Source organism: Pseudomonas sp. ASL3 (genome assembly GCF_056680425.1).
Window position 1 is genome coordinate 553,830 of the sequence record NZ_CM155281.1, and the last position, 16,623, is coordinate 570,452.

The window sequence follows — 16,623 nt, forward strand, 5'->3', positions numbered from 1 at the left end:
AACTCGACGGTTAAAGTGCCGCTCCCCGTTTTGCCTGAGGTTTTTGCATGAATCAGTCCTTTGATATTGCCGTGATCGGCGCCACCGGTACTGTCGGCGAAACCCTCGTCCAGATTCTCGAAGAGCGCGAATTTCCTGTCGCCGGTCTGCATCTGCTGGCGAGCGTCGAATCGGCCGGCCATTCGGTGCCATTCAGGGGTAAGAACGTGCGCGTGCGTGAGGTCGATGAATTCGATTTCAGCAAGGTCCAATTGGCGTTCTTTGCCGCTGGCCCCGCCATTACCCGCAGCTACGCTGCCCGGGCGACGGCGGCCGGTTGCTCAGTGATCGATCTGTCGGGCGGTTTGCCGACCGAACAGGCGCCCAATATCGTCCCGGAAATCAACGCGGCCTTGATAGGCTCGCTGAAAAAGCCGTATCAGATTGCCAGCCCTAGTCCTTCCGCTACGGCGGTGGCGATGGCGATGGCGCCATTGCGCGGGTTGTTCGACGTTCTGCGGGTCAATGTGACTGCGTGCCTGGCGGTGTCCAGTCAGGGCCGCGAAGGTGTGGCGGAGCTGGCTCGGCAAACGGCTGAACTGCTTAATGTTCGACCGCTGGAACCGCGCTTTTTTGATCGGCAGATGGCCTTCAATCTGCTTGCTCAGGTCGGTACTCCCGACGCGCAAGGTCACGTCCCTTTGGAAAAGCGTTTGGTCGCGGAGTTGCGCGAGTTGCTATCACTGCCTTTAATCAAGGTTGCCGCTACCTGCGTGCAAGCCCCGGTATTTTTTGGCGATAGCTTTAGTGTCTCGCTGCAGGCGTCTGGCCCGGTCGATCTTGCCGCTGTCAACGCCGCCCTAGAGGCTGCGCCGGGGGTTGAGCTGGTCGAGGCGGGTGATTATCCCACGGCAGTCGGTGATGCCGTGGGTCAGGATGTAGTCTATATAGGGCGCGTGCGGGCCGGGATCGATGATCCTGCGGAACTTAATGTGTGGATAACGTCTGATAATGTTCGCAAGGGTGCTGCGTTGAACGCTGTGCAAGTCGCTGAATTGTTGATAAAAGACCTCGTGTAAAAGATACTTGGCAACAATTCAAAGAATCATTTCAGCTTGTCACAAAATGCAGGCTTTACCTTCTCGGTCACCGAGGAATATTCAGACAAGGGATAGGCTATGGTTCAGGTTCGCAAACTGGTATTAGCAATCGCAGCGGCTTCGGCGCTGTCATCCGGTATGGCGCATGCGTTGGGGCTCGGGGAACTAACCCTGAAGTCGACCCTGAACCAGCCGCTGGTCGCCGAGATCGAGCTGCTTGATGCGCGTGATTTGAGCGCCGGGCAGGTAGTGCCGAGCCTGGCGAACTCCGCTGATTTTGCTCAGGCGGGTGTTGATCGGCAAGCGTTTCTCGATGACCTGACGTTTACCCCTGTGCTTAACGCCAGCGGTAAAAGCGTGCTGCGGATCACTTCGACCAGACCGATCCGCGACCCCTATATGAAGTTCCTCGTGCAAGTGCTCTGGCCCAACGGCCGGTTGCTGCGCGAATACAGCCTGCTGCTCGATCCGCAGAAGGTCACCCCGGAGGCAGCCGCTGCCGAGCAACTTCCGGCCACTGCGCCCGCCCAGGCTCAAGCCCCGGCAGCCGCGTCCACTCCAGTGGTAATGCCCACACCGACTCCCGTCGCTGAGGCAAAAACTGCTCAATACACCACCAATAAGCGCGATACCTTGTGGGAAATCGCTGCCCGCGTGCGCAGTGGCGGTTCGGTTCAGCAGACCATGCTGGCGATTCAGGCGCTGAACCCGGATGCGTTTATCGGTGGCAATATCAACCGGCTGAAGGTCGGTCAAGTGCTGCGCCTTCCCGATCAACAGCAAGTCGCCACGCTTGCTCAACCGCAGGCAGTCGCTCAGGTGTCCGAGCAAAATCTCGCCTGGCGTCAGAGACGCAGTTTGCCCGCGGGTGCGCGTCAAGTGGATGCGACCCGTCACAATCGTGCCGACGCCGAGCCTGCCAAGGTCGAGGTTCAGGATAACTTGAGCCTGGTTTCGGGCAATACCAAGGCTCGGGGTAAAGGGGCTGCCGGTGATAGCAAAGCGATCGGCAGCAAGCTGGCCCTGGCCAAGGAAAGCCTCGATACGACACGTCGTGACGATGCTGAGCTGAAAAGCCGCATGACCGATTTGGAAAGCCAGTTGGACAAGCTGCAACGCTTGATCCAGCTGAAAAGCGATCAGTTGGCCAAGATGCAGGCTGAGGGTACTACCGGACCTGCCACCACTGATACGACGCCCACGATACCGGCCGAACTGGTCGCGACTGCGCCGTCTGCCGAGGGGGCCGCAAAGACGCCGGGCGAGATCGCACCGGAAGACGCCATGCCTCCTGCTGCCGCAGAGGCGACTGCCGCGCCGGAAGCTCAACCCATTACACCCGCGCCTGTCGCGCCTGTAGAAGCGTCGAACGCCGACAGCGCTCTGAATAAATTGCTCGCCAATCCGATGCTGTCAGGGATGGTCGGTGGCGGGGCATTGTTGATCCTGCTGCTGTTGTTATTGCTTCTGGCTCGGCGCCGCAATGCCCGGCAGGCGTCGCAAAAACATAAGCGTATGGCGCGAGCGCTGGCTGAAGAAACAGAGTTCGCTGCGGACATGGATTTGCCTGAAGCCAGTTTCGAGGGGCTGGAAGTTCCGCCGCCAAGCGTCAAGCTGGCGCCGGCACCGGTGCCAGCGGCGGTCGTCGAGCCGGTACGTGAGCGGTCTGCCGACGTTCTTGATCAGGCGAACGTTCATGTTGCCAGCGGTCGTCTCAATCAAGCTGCCGAACTTCTGGAAGATGCCACCAAGGAAGAGCCGCAACGCAGCGACCTGCGCTTGAAGCTGATGGAGATCTACGCCGAACAAGGTGATCGCAACGGTTTTACTGGCCAGGAACGCAAGTTGGTGGCCACCGGCAAAAATCACGCTGAAGTCGAACAACTGAAAAGCCGCTATCCGATGATGCTGATGGCGGGCGCAGGTTTGGGCGCAGCGGCCCTGGCGGCGGAGCTTGACGCCAAATACGTCAAGGACCTGATGCTCGATGAGCCCGAGGGGCCTGTTCCTGCGCCTACTCCTAAGCCAGTTTCAGCTCCAGCTCCAACAGCAGCGCCTGCCGCTGAATCCAATGAGTTCGATGAGTTTGATCTCGATCACGATTTCGACCTGAGTCTGGACGATCTGGAAGAAGCCTCGCCTGCGGTCGTCAAAGCCCCTGAGCTGAAACTCAATGGTGTGCATCACCTTGGCGATGAGCTGAGCCACAATGCGCCCGTGGCTGTCGAAGCCTCCAGTGATGACGACCTGAGTTTCGAATCAGTGTTGCAACAGCAGGCTGAAGCCAAGCAAGGCATGTCCGATGATTTGGCGGATTTCGACCTGGACCTCTCGGAAGAGCAGCCATCATTGAATGCCGAGGATGATTTCCTGCTCAGCCTCGAAGATGATTTGCGCGATCTGCCCGCTTTCGATGGCTCGCCTGACCTGGCTCACCCGGTCGTCGACAAGTCGCCTGTGGACGATCTGGAGTTGCCTGCCGATTTTGATCTATCCCTGGCTGATGAAATCAATGCCGAAGCAGAGCCCGATGCTTTTGCATCGGAACTCGGTGATGTGAACGCCGAGCTGGATCGCCTGTCTCAGAGCCTTGAGCAGCCGCCAATGGCCAAGCCGTTCGAAGCCCGGAGTTTTGCAGAAGGCGCAATTGCAGCGGGCTACGAGCCTGAGTTCGACTTTCTGGCCGGGACGGATGAGGCGGCGACCAAGCTTGATCTGGCCCGTGCCTACATCGAAATGGGAGACAGCGATGGTGCCCGCGACATTCTCGACGAAGTGGTCGGCGAAGGTGACGACATCCAGAAAACCGAAGCGCAGCAGATGTTGGCGCGGCTGTCCTGAGTCGATGCTCCAGGCTTGATCGCATAACGACCGCTTTTGCGGTCGTTTGCGTTTATGGCGCTTGAAGCCCTTATAATGGCGCCTTTGCGCAAACCAACAGGCTGTAAGTCCTTGGCTCCAACATATAACACAGCAGATAACGCGGCAGCCGAAATGGCTGCCGCTGGCTTTTCCAGAATCGCATTGGGTGTCGAGTACAAGGGATCACGCTATTGTGGCTGGCAGCGTCAGGCCTCCGGCGTGCTGACGGTCCAGGAAACTCTTGAGAACGCATTGTCCAAAGTCGCTGATTCGCCGGTCTCATTGTTGTGTGCCGGGCGTACCGATGCGGGCGTTCACGCCTGTGGGCAAGTGGTGCACTTCGATACTCAGGCCGAGCGATCGATGAAAGCCTGGGTCATGGGCGCCAATATCAATCTGCCTCATGATGTCAGCGTGACCTGGGCCAAAGTCATGCCGGCGCATTTTCATGCGCGGTTCAAGGCGATTGCCCGGCGTTACCGCTACGTGATCTACAACGATCCGATCAGGCCGGCGCATCTGGGTCAGGAAATCACCTGGAACCATCGCCCGCTGGACGCCGAACGCATGGCGTTGGCGGCTCAGCATCTGGTCGGTACCCATGATTTCAGTGCGTTCCGTGCCGGGCAGTGTCAGGCGAAGTCACCGATCAAGCAGTTGCATCACCTGCGGGTCACGCGTCACGGCCAAATGATCGTCATTGACATCCGCGCCAGTGCTTTTCTGCATCATATGGTGCGCAATATTGCCGGTGTATTGATGACTATCGGCACCGGCGAGCGGTCTGTCGAATGGGCCAAAGAAGTGCTGGAGAGTCGGGTCCGTCGTACCGGAGGCGTGACCGCGCATCCGTTCGGGCTTTATCTGGTGCAAGTGGAGTATCACGATGAATTTGCCTTGCCGGATCGTTACATTGGCCCACACTTCTTGACCGGTTTCACTGAACTTGGCGGCTGACGCCCGGAAAAGCATTTGCTAACATCCGGGACTTTCCCGAACAAGGCTTGAGGTTTTCACTACATGTCAGCCGTTCGCAGCAAGATCTGCGGGATTACCCGCCTGGAAGACGCGTTGGCCGCCGTTGATGCGGGGGCAGATGCCATCGGTTTTGTGTTTTACGCCAAAAGCCCTCGGGCGGTCAGCGTGGAGCAGGCGCGAGCAATCATTGCGGCCTTGCCACCGTTCGTGACCACCGTTGGTTTGTTCGTCAACTGCAGTCGTTGCGAACTCACCGAGATCCTGGAAGTCGTACCTTTGGATCTTTTGCAGTTTCACGGCGATGAAACGCCCGAGGACTGTGACGGTTATCACCGGCCCTATATCAAAGCGCTGCGCGTACAGGCGGGTGATGACATCGCCGCCAGTTGCCGGGCTTATTCCGGGGCCAGCGGCATTTTGCTGGATACCTATGTTGCCGGCGTGCCCGGTGGCACGGGCGAAGCCTTTGACTGGTCGTTGATACCACAAGGGTTGAGTAAGCCTATCATTCTGGCGGGCGGTTTGACGCCGGCCAACGTGGCGCAGGCTATCGTCCAGGTTCGACCTTATGCGGTAGATGTCAGCGGCGGTGTGGAAATGAGCAAGGGAATCAAGGATCACGACAAGATTCGTGCGTTCATGCGCGCGGTGCAGGGTTCTTGATCCGGACCACTCATCAGGTTGTTTGCCTGATGTGACGGTTGGAGTTTAGCCACCGTCCATAAGCCTGCCGCAGCGATAAGCGGGCGGGCCGGCACTGAATAAACGGCAGCGAATAAGCGACGATGCAATGCGCGTCGTCACAATGGCGGGTGATGTGGGACAGTTCAGGCAGGTCCGGCGGTATGCCGATCACTGTGCGCCATGTCATTGCTGTACACATGAAATTTAGCTCAAGGGCATACGCGGGGCTGTGAACCGCCCGCGCGTTCGAGCCATCGGTACTGGAGAAAGAAAGCATGAGCAACTGGTTGGTAGACAAACTGATCCCTTCGATCATGCGTTCCGAGGTGAAGAAAAGCTCGGTACCAGAAGGGCTTTGGCATAAGTGCCCGTCTTGTGAGGCGGTGCTTTATCGTCCAGAGCTGGAAAAGACCCTGGACGTCTGCCCCAAGTGCAATCATCACATGCGCATCGACGCGCGTGCCCGCCTGGACATCTTTCTCGATGCGGAAGGGCGTGCCGAACTGGGTGCTGACCTGGAGCCAGTGGATCGCCTGAAGTTTCGCGACGGCAAGAAGTACAAGGATCGTCTGACCGCCGCGCAGAAGCAGACAGGCGAGAAAGATGCCCTGATCTCCATGAGCGGTACGCTGCTCGGGATGCCGGTGGTGGCCTGTGCGTTCGAGTTTTCCTTCATGGGCGGTTCGATGGGTGCCATCGTCGGCGAGCGTTTCGTACGCGCCGCCAACTACGCGCTGGAAAATCGCTGCCCGATGGTCTGTTTCGCCGCTTCCGGCGGTGCTCGGATGCAGGAAGCGCTGATTTCCCTGATGCAAATGGCCAAGACTTCAGCGGTATTGGCGCGTCTTCGCGAGGAAGGCCTGCCGTTCATCTCGGTGCTGACTGACCCGGTCTACGGTGGCGTATCCGCCAGCCTGGCGATGCTGGGCGACGTGATCGTAGCCGAGCCAAAAGCCCTGATCGGTTTTGCCGGTCCGCGTGTGATCGAGCAGACCGTGCGTGAAAAACTGCCGGAAGGCTTCCAGCGCAGTGAGTTCCTGCTGGCGCACGGCGCCATCGACCTGATCGTCCATCGCCAAGAGCTGCGTCCGCGTCTGGGCAACCTGCTGGCGCAACTGATGGACCTGCCGACGCCCAGTTTTGTCGCCGCGCCTATGGAACCGATGGTTGTTCCAGCGGCACCGGCCACTGTATGACCCCGCGTACCCTGGGCGACTGGCTCGCTTACCTGGAACAACTGCATCCATCGGTCATCGATATGGGGCTGGAGCGATCGCAACAGGTGGCGCACAAGCTGGGTCTGTCCCGACCGGCGCCCCGGGTGATCACGGTTACAGGAACCAACGGTAAAGGTTCTACTTGCGCGTTCATTGCCTCATTGATGCAAGCGCAGGGGCTTAAGGTTGGTGTCTACAGCTCGCCGCACCTGCTGCGCTACAACGAGCGGGTGCAGGTGCAGGGTGTCGAAGCCACCGATAGCCAGTTATGTGAAGCCTTCGAGGCGGTGGAGGCTGCTCGCGGCGACATCACCCTGACCTACTTCGAAATGGGCACGCTTGCAGCTTTCTGGCTGTTCGAGCGCGCCGCGCTGGACGCGGTAGTGCTGGAGGTCGGCCTTGGCGGGCGTCTCGATGCGGTGAACCTGATCGATGCCGATCTGGCACTGGTCACCAGTATTGGCGTCGATCACGCTGACTGGCTGGGGGACACCCGTGAATCGGTTGCCTTCGAAAAGGCCGGGATTTTCCGTGAAGGGCGTCCGGCCCTGTGTGGCGATCTCGACCCTCCTGCGCCATTGCTCAAACGTGTCAAGGAACTCCATTGCCCATTCCTGCTGCGCGGCCGGGATTTCGATCTGGCTGTGACCGACAGTGTCTGGCATTGGCACGGTCATGACGCACGCGGTCAATCGGTTGAGTTGCACGATTTGCCGTTACTCGATCTGCCGATGGAAAACGCCGCGTTGGCCCTGCAAGCTTACCTGTTGCTGGACTTGCCCTGGGCACCTGTGCAGATTCGTGCGGCGTTGAGTGGCACCCGGGTGACCGGTCGTCTGGATCGGCGGCAGATCAATTGGCATAGCAAGTCACTCACACTATTGCTCGATGTCGGCCATAATCCCCATGCGGCACACTACCTGGCGCAGCGTCTGGCGGGGCGACCGTTAGCTGGCAAGCGTCTGGCGGTTTTCGGTTTGCTGGCGGACAAAGACCTCAATGGCGTGCTGACCGAGTTGGCCGCCAGCGTGCAGGATTGGGCCGTGGCGCCCTTGCCGACGCCCCGCAGTTGCTCGGCCGGCGAGTTGCAAGCCGCGCTGCAGAACCTTGGCGCGAATGTGACGTCTTATCAAAATGTCGCGCTGGCACTGGAAGGGCAGTGTGCTAAAGCAACGGCTGAAGATGAAATTCTGCTGTTTGGATCTTTTTATTGTGTTGCCGGGGCTCTGGAATGGCTTGCCCGGAACGCCAAGGAGGAAGTTGCAGATGGCTTTGCTGGATAACGTGTTCAAGCAGCGAATGGTGGGTGCACTGGTGCTGATAGCACTGGCGGTGATTTTCTTGCCCATGCTGTTTTCGCGTCAGGATGAAACGCGTCGCGTGCACGTTGACGTGCCCGCCACGCCACAAGCGCCAGCAACGTCTCTGGTCCAGGTCGAGCCGGTAGCGGTTCCGGAGCCTCAAACGTTGCCGCAGGAGCCTGTGCCCAGTGATGACGAGTTGGCTCAGTCCGTGGCACCTTCGACGGCGGTGCCAACAACGACGGTTACCCCGTCGGTTGCAACTACGTTGCCCATTCCGACCCCGGCTCCGGCGGCCAAGCCCGCTCCGGCTCCAGCGCCAGCCAGGCCTGCCGCTGCGGACGTCAGTCGTGTCGATGCCAATGGTCTGTCGGTCAGTTGGTCGGTACAGTTGGCCAGCCTGTCTAACCGCGCCAGTGCCGACACGTTGCAGAAATCCCTGCGCACCCAGGGTTACAACGCTTACATCCGCTCCTCCGATGGCATGAATCGGGTATTTGTCGGTCCGCTGATCGAGCGCGCCGAAGCCGATCGTCTGCGCGATCTGCTGAGCAAGCAGCAGAAACTCAAGGGTTTTGTGGTGCGCTTCCAGCCTGAGCAAAATTGATTCATAGCGTCTAATCCTTACCCGTCGCTAATCGCTGCTTACCGACGGGCAAGTGCTCTGCTAAAATACGCCGCCTTATCCGTCCGTAGGCTGCAACGTGCCATTTACTCCGGTTGATTGGGCGATCATTGCGATTATCGCCATCTCCGCTTTGATCAGTTTGAAGCGTGGCTTCGTCAAGGAAGCATTGTCGTTACTCACCTGGGTCATTGCCGGTGCGGTTGCCTGGATGTTCGGCGGATCGCTTTCGCAGTACCTTGTCACCTATATCGAAACACCTTCAGCTCGCGTGATCGCCGGCTGCACCATCCTGTTTGTCGCCACCTTGCTGGTAGGCGCCATGGTCAACTTTCTCATCGGCGAACTGATTCGCGTCACCGGGCTGTCCGGGACCGATCGTTTTCTGGGTATGGTCTTCGGCGCAGCGCGCGGGGGCCTGCTGGTGGTTGTAGCGGTCGGGCTGTTGAGCCTGGGGCCGGTACAGCAAGATCAGTGGTGGCAGCAGTCGAAACTGATGCCACAATTTTTATTGGTTGCTGACTGGTCGAAAAACCTGATTCTCGGGTTCTCCAGCAAGTGGCTAGCCAGCGGTATCAGCGTACCCGCTGATCTGCCGTTCAAGGATCGCCTCTTGCAGTCAACAATACCGCAAGAAGTGTTCGGTAAATCCAGTTCCACTAAGTAGGGGTTGCGTCGCATGTGTGGCATCGTCGGTATCGTCGGTAAGTCGAACGTCAATCAGGCGCTGTATGACGCGCTAACCGTCCTCCAGCACCGCGGCCAGGACGCTGCCGGTATCGTAACCAGTCATGACGGCCGGTTATTCCTGCGCAAGGACAATGGGTTGGTCCGTGATGTGTTCCACCAGCGCCATATGCAGCGCCTGGTCGGGCACATGGGCATCGGCCATGTGCGTTATCCCACCGCGGGCAGCTCGACTTCGGCCGAAGCTCAACCGTTTTACGTCAACTCGCCGTATGGCATCACGTTGGCGCACAACGGCAACCTGACCAACGTCGAGCAACTGGCCAAGGAGATTTACGAATCTGACCTGCGCCACGTCAACACCAACTCCGATTCGGAAGTGTTGCTCAACATTTTTGCTCATGAACTGGCCCAGCGTGGCAAGTTGCAGCCGACCGAAGAAGACGTGTTCGCTGCCGTGACTGATGTGCACCACCGTTGCCGTGGCGGTTATGCCGTGGTCGCGATGATCACCGGCTATGGCATCGTCGGTTTCCGTGACCCCCATGCCATACGTCCGATCGTCTTCGGCCAGCGTCATACCGACGAAGGCGTCGAATACATGATCGCCTCGGAAAGCGTGGCCCTGGACGTGCTCGGCTTCACCCTGATCCGCGACCTGGCGCCGGGCGAAGCGGTCTACATCACTGAAGACGGCAAGCTGCACACCCGTCAGTGCGCGACCAACCCGCAATACGCACCGTGCATCTTCGAACACGTCTATCTGGCGCGTCCGGATTCGATCATCGACGGTATCTCGGTGTACAAGGCACGTCTGCGCATGGGCGAGAAGCTGGCAGACAAAATCCTGCGCGAGCGCCCTGATCACGACATCGACGTGGTCATCCCGATTCCGGACACCAGCCGTACCGCTGCTCTGGAACTGGCTAACCACCTGGGCGTGAAGTTCCGCGAAGGGTTCGTCAAGAACCGCTACATCGGCCGCACCTTCATCATGCCGGGACAGGCTGCGCGGAAAAAATCCGTACGCCAGAAACTCAACGCCATCGAGCTGGAATTCCGCGGCAAGAACGTGATGCTGGTGGATGACTCCATCGTCCGTGGCACCACCTGCAAGCAGATCATTCAGATGGCCCGCGAAGCCGGCGCCAAGAACGTGTATTTCTGCTCGGCGGCACCGGCCGTTCGTTACCCCAACGTCTATGGCATCGATATGCCGAGCGCTCACGAACTGATCGCACACAACCGCACTACCCAGGATGTTGCCGACCTGATCGGCGCGGACTGGCTGATCTATCAGGACCTTAGCGACCTGATCGAAGCGGTGGGCGGCGGCAAGGTCAAGATCGATAACTTCGATTGCGCGGTATTCGATGGCAAGTACGTGACCGGTGATATCGACGAACACTACTTGAACAAAATCGAGCAGGCGCGTAACGATGCTTCCAAGGTCAAGACTCAGGCGGTCAGCGCCATCATCGATCTGTACAACAACTAAATAACCAAGGAGTAGGCGGCATGACTCACGAATGGGATGCCGGTCGGCTGGACAGTGATCTCGAAGGCGTGGGTTTCGACACCCTCGCTGTACGTGCCGGTCAGCACCGCACGCCGGAAGGTGAGCATGGCGACCCGATGTTCTTCACTTCCAGTTATGTGTTCCGCACTGCCGCCGATGCGGCGGCGCGGTTCGCTGGTGAAGTGCCAGGCAACGTCTATTCGCGCTATACCAACCCGACCGTGCGTGCCTTCGAAGAGCGCATTGCCGCGCTCGAAGGTGCTGAGCAGGCTGTCGCGACCGCCACTGGCATGGCGGCAATCCTGGCGACGGTGATGAGCCTGTGCAGCGCCGGCGACCATGTGCTGGTGTCGCGCAGTGTGTTCGGTTCGACCATCAGCCTGTTCGAGAAGTACTTCAAGCGCTTCGGTGTCGAAGTCGATTACGTTCCGCTGGCCGATCTGTCCGGTTGGGACGCAGCGATCAAGGCCAACACCAAATTGCTGTTCGTCGAGTCGCCATCCAATCCTCTGGCTGAGCTGGTGGATATCGCTGCGTTGGCCGAAATTGCCCATGCCAAAGGCGCGATGCTGGTGGTCGACAACTGTTTCTGTACGCCTGCGCTGCAACAGCCTTTGCTGCTTGGCGCTGACGTGGTTGTGCATTCGGCGACCAAGTTCATCGACGGCCAGGGCCGTTGCATGGGCGGTGTGGTCGCCGGTCGCAGCGAGCAGATGAAAGAAGTGGTCGGCTTCCTGCGTACCGCCGGTCCGACGCTGAGTCCATTCAACGCCTGGATCTTTCTCAAGGGGCTGGAAACCTTGAGCCTGCGCATGCGTGCTCACTGTGCCAACGCGCAGATTCTGGCCGAGTGGCTGGAGCAGCAGGACGGCATCGCCAAGGTTCACTACGCCGGCCTCAAGAGCCACCCGCAGTACGAGTTGGCCAAGCGCCAGCAGAAGGGCTTCGGTGCCGTGGTCAGTTTTGAAGTCAAGGGCGGCAAAGAAGGCGCCTGGCGCTTTATCGATGCCACGCGGCTGATTTCGATCACCGCCAACCTGGGCGACAGCAAAACCACCATCACCCACCCAAGCACCACGTCTCATGGCCGTCTGGCGCCGCAAGAGCGCGAAGCGGCCGGGATTCGTGACAGCCTGATCAGGGTTGCGGTTGGCCTTGAAGACGTCGCCGATCTGCAGGCGGATCTGGCGCGCGGTCTGGCGGCTTTGTGAGTGAGTGGGCGGTGGGAGCGGCCAGTGCCAATAATGGCCGGGTTGCTTTGGTCACGGGCGCGGCGCGTGGCATCGGTCTGGGCATCGCTGCCTGGCTGATCAGCGAAGGCTGGCAAGTGGTGTTGACTGACCTGGACCGCCAGCGTGGTTCGACAGTGGCGAAAGTGCTGGGTGAGAATGCCTGGTTCATCGCCATGGACGTGTCCAGTGAGGAGCAAGTGACGTTGGGCGTGGCCGAAGTCCTGGGGCAGTTCGGTCGTCTCGATGCGCTGGTCTGCAACGCCGCCGTTGCCGATCCACACAACACGACGCTGGAAAGCCTTACCCTTGCGTACTGGAACCGCGTGTTGGCGGTCAATCTCAGTGGGCCGATGCTGCTGGCCAAGCATTGTGCGCCTTACCTGCGCGCTCACTGTGGCGCCATCGTCAACCTGACCTCGACCCGTGCAGGGCAGTCGGAACCTGATACAGAGGCCTATGCGGCGAGCAAGGGCGGTCTGTTGGCGCTGACCCATGCTCTGGCCATCAGCCTGGGGCCAGAGATCCGTGTCAACGCTGTCAGCCCCGGCTGGATCGATACCCGTGACCCTTCCGTGCGTCGGGCGCAGCCGTTGTCCGATGAAGACCATGCACAGCACCCGACGGGCAGGGTGGGTGCGGTCGAAGACGTGGCGGCGATGGTGGCCTGGCTGCTGTCGAAGAACGCCGGGTTCGTCACCGGCCAGGAATTTGTGGTCGACGGTGGCATGACCAAGAAAATGGTCTACGTGTAGAGAGCGGCAAGCTTCAAGCGGCAAGCTGCAAGTTAGAGCGGAATGATGTCGGGTCGGATTGCGTGTTACTGCTTTTGGCTTGTCGCTTGAAGCTTGCAGCTTGAAGCTGTTTCTAAAAAAACTTCAAGCAGGGTATTGACTTAGGTTCGATACCTGCGTAAATTTCGCGGCCTCAACGAAGCAAAGGGTGATTAGCTCAGCTGGGAGAGCATCTGCCTTACAAGCAGAGGGTCGGCGGTTCGATCCCGTCATCACCCACCACTTCTTGAGGCTTTCGCAAGAAAGCTGGACGAAAGTCCAACCGATGCGCAGCGGTAGTTCAGTCGGTTAGAATACCGGCCTGTCACGCCGGGGGTCGCGGGTTCGAGTCCCGTCCGCTGCGCCATATTCTTCAGATCGGCTTGTACGGTCTGAGACTGGAACGCTTTAGAGCGGTCCTTTCAGGGTTACAACGAAGCAGGCACTCGAAGGCCGGTTTCAAATGAGTTCATCGGACGCGAGTCCGAGCGACACGCAGCGGTAGTTCAGTCGGTTAGAATACCGGCCTGTCACGCCGGGGGTCGCGGGTTCGAGTCCCGTCCGCTGCGCCATACATGTGCTGCTGGTTCATTCGTGAATCATCAGTACGCTGAAAAGCCCGCCTAGTGCGGGTTTTTTAGTTTCCGGGATTTGAATTTCATACCTCGGACGTTGCCGGTGTAGAATCCTCCAACCGTCAGTCGAATCGACCGTACCTCCAAACTGCGTTGATTGAACGCCAGCCTTGTTGCAGACTTACCTCCGCGTTTCAGGTCCGCAGTTATGCTGACAGTTATTTCCCCCAGGATTTTGAATGTCTAAATTACTGAGCTTTCGTACCGCATGCTGGGCCACCGCCCTGCTGGCCGCCGCAGGCTGCTCGTCGCCTAAGCCGGCGGTCTACGATCATGAAAATTTCGACGACTCCGGGACTTTTTCGAGAAATTACCCGGTTACCGATGCTGCCTCCTGCGAGGCGGCGCGTCGGGCCTTGCTCAGCCAGGGCTACATCATCACCAGCAGTGACACAAAGATGATCAGCGGCCACAAGAGTTTCCAGCAAACCGGGGAAACTCATATGGAGATCAGCTTCAGCGTCGTTTGTGCGTCTGATGGCAGTGCCGGTAAAGGCGCGACCATGTTCGCCAACGCTTTGCAGGACCGTTATGCGCTGAAGAAGGTCAACAACTCCGCCAGCGTGGGCGTAGGCGTGTTGGGGTCTTTATCCATGCCGATTGGCTCGACCGACGACTCCTTGGTCAAGGTCGCCAGCGAGACTGTCTCGTCGCCCGCGTTCTACGACCGCTTCTTCGCCCTGGTGGAAAACTTCCTGCCGCCTGAGGTGAAAAAAGCCGCCAATATCCCTGAAAAACCGAAAACCGATCTGGGTGTGCCAGAGCCGACGCCTGAAGCAGCGAAACCGGCTCCGCAAGCCGAGGCTAAACCAGTGACGCCGACGCCGACACCCGCCGCTGCACCAGCGCCAGCCGCAACGCCAGCCCCGACCGGCGTAACCAGCGAACCTGTTCCAGCGCCAGCGCAGTCAGAGTCTTTCAAGGCCGCACCCGCGACGTCTGAGCCGGCTCAGACTCAGCCCGCTGAAGCGACGCCAGAATCAACTCCAGTCGCTTCGCATACTTCGCCGACGCCATAATTCCGGCAAAGCCAAGCCGGGTGAAAACGGAAAAGCCGCTGGGACTTCACAGGTCCAGCGGCTTTTTTCATGGGGCAGATTTAGCCCAACTCTTTACCCCTGCTCTCTATCCCAGCTCTTTACCCCAGGAATAGCTTGTACGCCGGGTTATCGCTTTCATCCCAATACGGATAGCCAATCTCGGCCAGCGCCGCGGGCACCAGATGGCGTTCGTCTTCCGGCACCACCAGCCCGGCCATGACACGGCCATCCGCCGCGCCATGGTTGCGGTAGTGGAACATCGAGATGTTCCAGTGCCCGCCGAGCTTGTTGAGGAAGTTGAACAGCGCGCCCGGGCGTTCCGGGAATTCGAAGCGGAATACCACCTCATCGCTGACCCGCGCCGCATGACCGCCGACCATATGGCGGATGTGCAACTTCGCCAGTTCGTTGTCGGTCAGGTCCAGCACCGGAAAACCCTGCTCGTTCAGGCTGCTGATCAGCGCGGCACGTGGGTCGTTTTCCGGGTGGGTCTGCACGCCGACGAAGATGTGCGCTTCGCGGTCGGTGTGGTAGCGGTAGTTGAATTCGGTGATCTGGCGTTTGCCGATGGCTTCGCAGAAGGCTTTGAAGCTGCCGGGTTTTTCGGGGATGGTCACGGCGATGATCGCTTCGCGGCCTTCGCCCAGTTCGGCGCGCTCAGCGACGTGGCGCAGGCGGTCGAAGTTGACGTTGGCGCCGGAGTCGATCGCCACCAGGGTCTGGCCAGTGACGCCGTACAGCTCGACGTATTTCTTGATCCCGGCGACGCCCAGTGCACCGGCAGGCTCGGTGATCGAGCGGGTGTCGTCGTAGATGTCCTTGATTGCCGCACAGATTTCATCGGTGCTGACGGTGATCACCTCGTCGACGTAATCCTTGCAGATGTCGAAGGTGTGCTGGCCGATCTGCGCCACCGCGACGCCATCGGCGAACAGCCCGACCTGGCTCAACACCACCCGCTCGCCGGCCGCCATGGCGGCTTGCAGGCAGTTGGAGTCGTCCGGCTCGACGCCGATCACCTTGATCTCCGGGCGCAGGTATTTGACGTACGCCGCGATGCCCGCGATCAAGCCGCCGCCGCCCACCGGGACAAAAATCGCGTCCAGACGGCCCGGATGCTGACGCAGAATCTCCATCGCCACCGTGCCTTGCCCGGCGATGGTGTCGGGATCGTCATACGGGTGGATGTACACGTAGCCCTTTTCGTCCACCAGTTTCAGCGAGTAGGCCAGCGCTTCGGGGAACGAATCACCGTGCAGCACCACTTTGCCGCCATGCGAACGCACGCCTTTGATCTTGATCTCGGGGGTGGTTTTGGGCATGACGATGGTGGCTTTGATCCCCAGCACCTTGGCCGCCAACGCCACCCCTTGTGCATGATTGCCGGCCGACGCAGTGACCACGCCCCGCGCCAATTCAGCTTCGCTCAGTTGTGCCAGCTTGTTGTAGGCGCCGCGAATCTTGAACGAGAACACTGGCTGCAGGTCTTCGCGCTTGAGCAACACCTTGTTGCCGAGGCGCTCGGACAGCTGGCGGGCCGACTGCAAAGGGGTTTCAACGGCCACGTCGTAAACGCGCGAGGTGAGGATTTTCTTCGCGTACTGCTTGAGCAGGTCGGTATCGCCGGGGGCAACGGTCATATCTAACTCCTGGTTCGAGTGGTTTTGCCCAGGAGGAAGAAGAAAAACCCGCCTCTAGGGCGGGTTGGGTGCAGCCGTCAGCTAACCCGCCAAGATAGGAATGGCGGTAATAATAATCTGGCGGACGAACTGCATGGATAGATTCATGGCCCGAAGGCTATTCCGGATGGGTTGGGCAAGTCAAGAGTGTGATCGTCTGGATTTGGTTGATCACAAATTCCCTGTAGGAGCTGCCGAAGGCTGCGATAAGGCCGGAACGGCCTTCATAAGATCAACCGCGGCGACCGGTCCCCGGTCGATCGCAGCCTTCGGCAGCTCCTATGTATGGACTCGCCCCCACTTTCAACTCGCTTT

The 16,623-nt window shown here is 59.4% G+C and carries 13 protein-coding genes and 3 tRNA genes; 15 read left to right on the forward strand and 1 reads right to left on the reverse strand.

All coding sequences use genetic code 11. From position 1 onward, the window contains the following. The first annotated feature begins 47 nt into the window (after positions 1 to 47). The 15 genes from AC1MEE_RS02595 (at position 48) to AC1MEE_RS02665 (ending at position 14,608) form a co-directional block, all read left to right on the forward strand. Positions 48 to 1,058 carry an aspartate-semialdehyde dehydrogenase gene (locus AC1MEE_RS02595; RefSeq protein ID WP_480413667.1) on the forward strand — a complete coding sequence of 337 codons (1,011 nt, stop codon included), beginning with the start codon at positions 48 to 50 and terminating at the stop codon, positions 1,056 to 1,058. A gap of 99 nt (positions 1,059 to 1,157) precedes the next feature. Further along, a complete protein-coding gene (locus AC1MEE_RS02600; RefSeq protein WP_480413668.1) occupies positions 1,158 to 3,920 on the forward strand; it encodes a motility hub landmark protein FimV in 2,763 nt (920 codons plus the stop codon). Between the two features lie 153 nt (positions 3,921 to 4,073). After that, positions 4,074 to 4,898: a tRNA pseudouridine(38-40) synthase TruA gene (truA, locus tag AC1MEE_RS02605; protein ID WP_480413669.1), complete on the forward strand. Its 825-nt coding sequence runs from the start codon at positions 4,074 to 4,076 to the stop codon at positions 4,896 to 4,898. Between the two features lie 63 nt (positions 4,899 to 4,961). Next, positions 4,962 to 5,582, forward strand: a complete 621-nt coding sequence (locus AC1MEE_RS02610; RefSeq protein ID WP_480413670.1) for a phosphoribosylanthranilate isomerase — start codon at positions 4,962 to 4,964, stop codon at positions 5,580 to 5,582. A gap of 296 nt (positions 5,583 to 5,878) precedes the next feature. After that, entirely contained in the window at positions 5,879 to 6,799 is a 921-nt protein-coding gene (accD, locus tag AC1MEE_RS02615; RefSeq protein WP_480413671.1) for an acetyl-CoA carboxylase, carboxyltransferase subunit beta, read from the forward strand. Further along, positions 6,796 to 8,103, forward strand: coding sequence for a bifunctional tetrahydrofolate synthase/dihydrofolate synthase (gene folC, locus AC1MEE_RS02620; protein ID WP_480413672.1), 1,308 nt, complete (start codon positions 6,796 to 6,798; stop codon positions 8,101 to 8,103). Before accD ends, folC begins: the two co-directional genes overlap by 4 nt. Then, a complete protein-coding gene (locus AC1MEE_RS02625; RefSeq protein WP_480413673.1) occupies positions 8,087 to 8,728 on the forward strand; it encodes an SPOR domain-containing protein in 642 nt (213 codons plus the stop codon). Before folC ends, AC1MEE_RS02625 begins: the two co-directional genes overlap by 17 nt. Positions 8,729 to 8,825: 97 nt before the next feature. Further along, complete coding sequence (locus tag AC1MEE_RS02630; protein ID WP_480413674.1) at positions 8,826 to 9,413, forward strand: CvpA family protein; 588 nt, start codon at positions 8,826 to 8,828, stop codon at positions 9,411 to 9,413. A 12-nt stretch (positions 9,414 to 9,425) separates the two neighbouring features. Then, on the forward strand, positions 9,426 to 10,931 hold the full coding sequence (gene purF, locus AC1MEE_RS02635; protein WP_480413675.1) for an amidophosphoribosyltransferase: 1,506 nt from the start codon (positions 9,426 to 9,428) through the stop codon (positions 10,929 to 10,931). Between the two features lie 20 nt (positions 10,932 to 10,951). Beyond that, positions 10,952 to 12,163, forward strand: coding sequence for an O-succinylhomoserine sulfhydrylase (locus tag AC1MEE_RS02640; protein WP_480413676.1), 1,212 nt, complete (start codon positions 10,952 to 10,954; stop codon positions 12,161 to 12,163). Positions 12,164 to 12,174: 11 nt separating this feature from the next. Beyond that, the gene (locus tag AC1MEE_RS02645) at positions 12,175 to 12,936 is read left to right on the forward strand and encodes an SDR family oxidoreductase (protein ID WP_480416134.1); all 762 of its coding nucleotides are present in this window, start codon (positions 12,175 to 12,177) and stop codon (positions 12,934 to 12,936) included. A gap of 185 nt (positions 12,937 to 13,121) precedes the next feature. After that, a tRNA-Val gene (locus tag AC1MEE_RS02650) sits at positions 13,122 to 13,197 on the forward strand. Positions 13,198 to 13,244: 47 nt separating this feature from the next. Then, positions 13,245 to 13,321 (forward strand) — tRNA-Asp (locus AC1MEE_RS02655). Positions 13,322 to 13,449: 128 nt separating this feature from the next. Further along, positions 13,450 to 13,526 (forward strand) — tRNA-Asp (locus AC1MEE_RS02660). 242 nt (positions 13,527 to 13,768) lie between these two features. Further along, positions 13,769 to 14,608 carry a DUF2242 domain-containing protein gene (locus tag AC1MEE_RS02665; RefSeq protein WP_480413677.1) on the forward strand — a complete coding sequence of 280 codons (840 nt, stop codon included), beginning with the start codon at positions 13,769 to 13,771 and terminating at the stop codon, positions 14,606 to 14,608. A gap of 119 nt (positions 14,609 to 14,727) precedes the next feature. Here the strand turns inward: AC1MEE_RS02665 and ilvA are convergent, their stop codons facing one another. Then, positions 14,728 to 16,269 (reverse strand): threonine ammonia-lyase, biosynthetic, encoded by a 1,542-nt coding sequence (gene ilvA, locus AC1MEE_RS02670; RefSeq protein WP_480413678.1) that lies wholly within the window; start codon positions 16,267 to 16,269, stop codon positions 14,728 to 14,730. Between the last annotated feature and the right edge of the window lie 354 nt (positions 16,270 to 16,623).

What these genes read in the sequence shown, in the direction of transcription:
- AC1MEE_RS02595 (WP_480413667.1), top strand. Translation starts at nt 48, where the DNA reads ATGAATCAGTCCTTTGATATTGCCGTGATCGGCGCCACCGGTACTGTC.
- AC1MEE_RS02610 (WP_480413670.1), top strand. Translation starts at nt 4,962, where the DNA reads ATGTCAGCCGTTCGCAGCAAGATCTGCGGGATTACCCGCCTGGAAGAC.
- folC (WP_480413672.1), top strand. Translation starts at nt 6,796, where the DNA reads ATGACCCCGCGTACCCTGGGCGACTGGCTCGCTTACCTGGAACAACTG.
- AC1MEE_RS02600 (WP_480413668.1), top strand. Translation starts at nt 1,158, where the DNA reads ATGGTTCAGGTTCGCAAACTGGTATTAGCAATCGCAGCGGCTTCGGCG.
- AC1MEE_RS02640 (WP_480413676.1), top strand. Translation starts at nt 10,952, where the DNA reads ATGACTCACGAATGGGATGCCGGTCGGCTGGACAGTGATCTCGAAGGC.
- accD (WP_480413671.1), top strand. Translation starts at nt 5,879, where the DNA reads ATGAGCAACTGGTTGGTAGACAAACTGATCCCTTCGATCATGCGTTCC.
- purF (WP_480413675.1), top strand. Translation starts at nt 9,426, where the DNA reads ATGTGTGGCATCGTCGGTATCGTCGGTAAGTCGAACGTCAATCAGGCG.
- ilvA (WP_480413678.1), bottom strand. Translation starts at nt 16,269, where the DNA reads ATGACCGTTGCCCCCGGCGATACCGACCTGCTCAAGCAGTACGCGAAG.
- AC1MEE_RS02625 (WP_480413673.1), top strand. Translation starts at nt 8,087, where the DNA reads ATGGCTTTGCTGGATAACGTGTTCAAGCAGCGAATGGTGGGTGCACTG.
- AC1MEE_RS02665 (WP_480413677.1), top strand. Translation starts at nt 13,769, where the DNA reads ATGTCTAAATTACTGAGCTTTCGTACCGCATGCTGGGCCACCGCCCTG.
- truA (WP_480413669.1), top strand. Translation starts at nt 4,074, where the DNA reads ATGGCTGCCGCTGGCTTTTCCAGAATCGCATTGGGTGTCGAGTACAAG.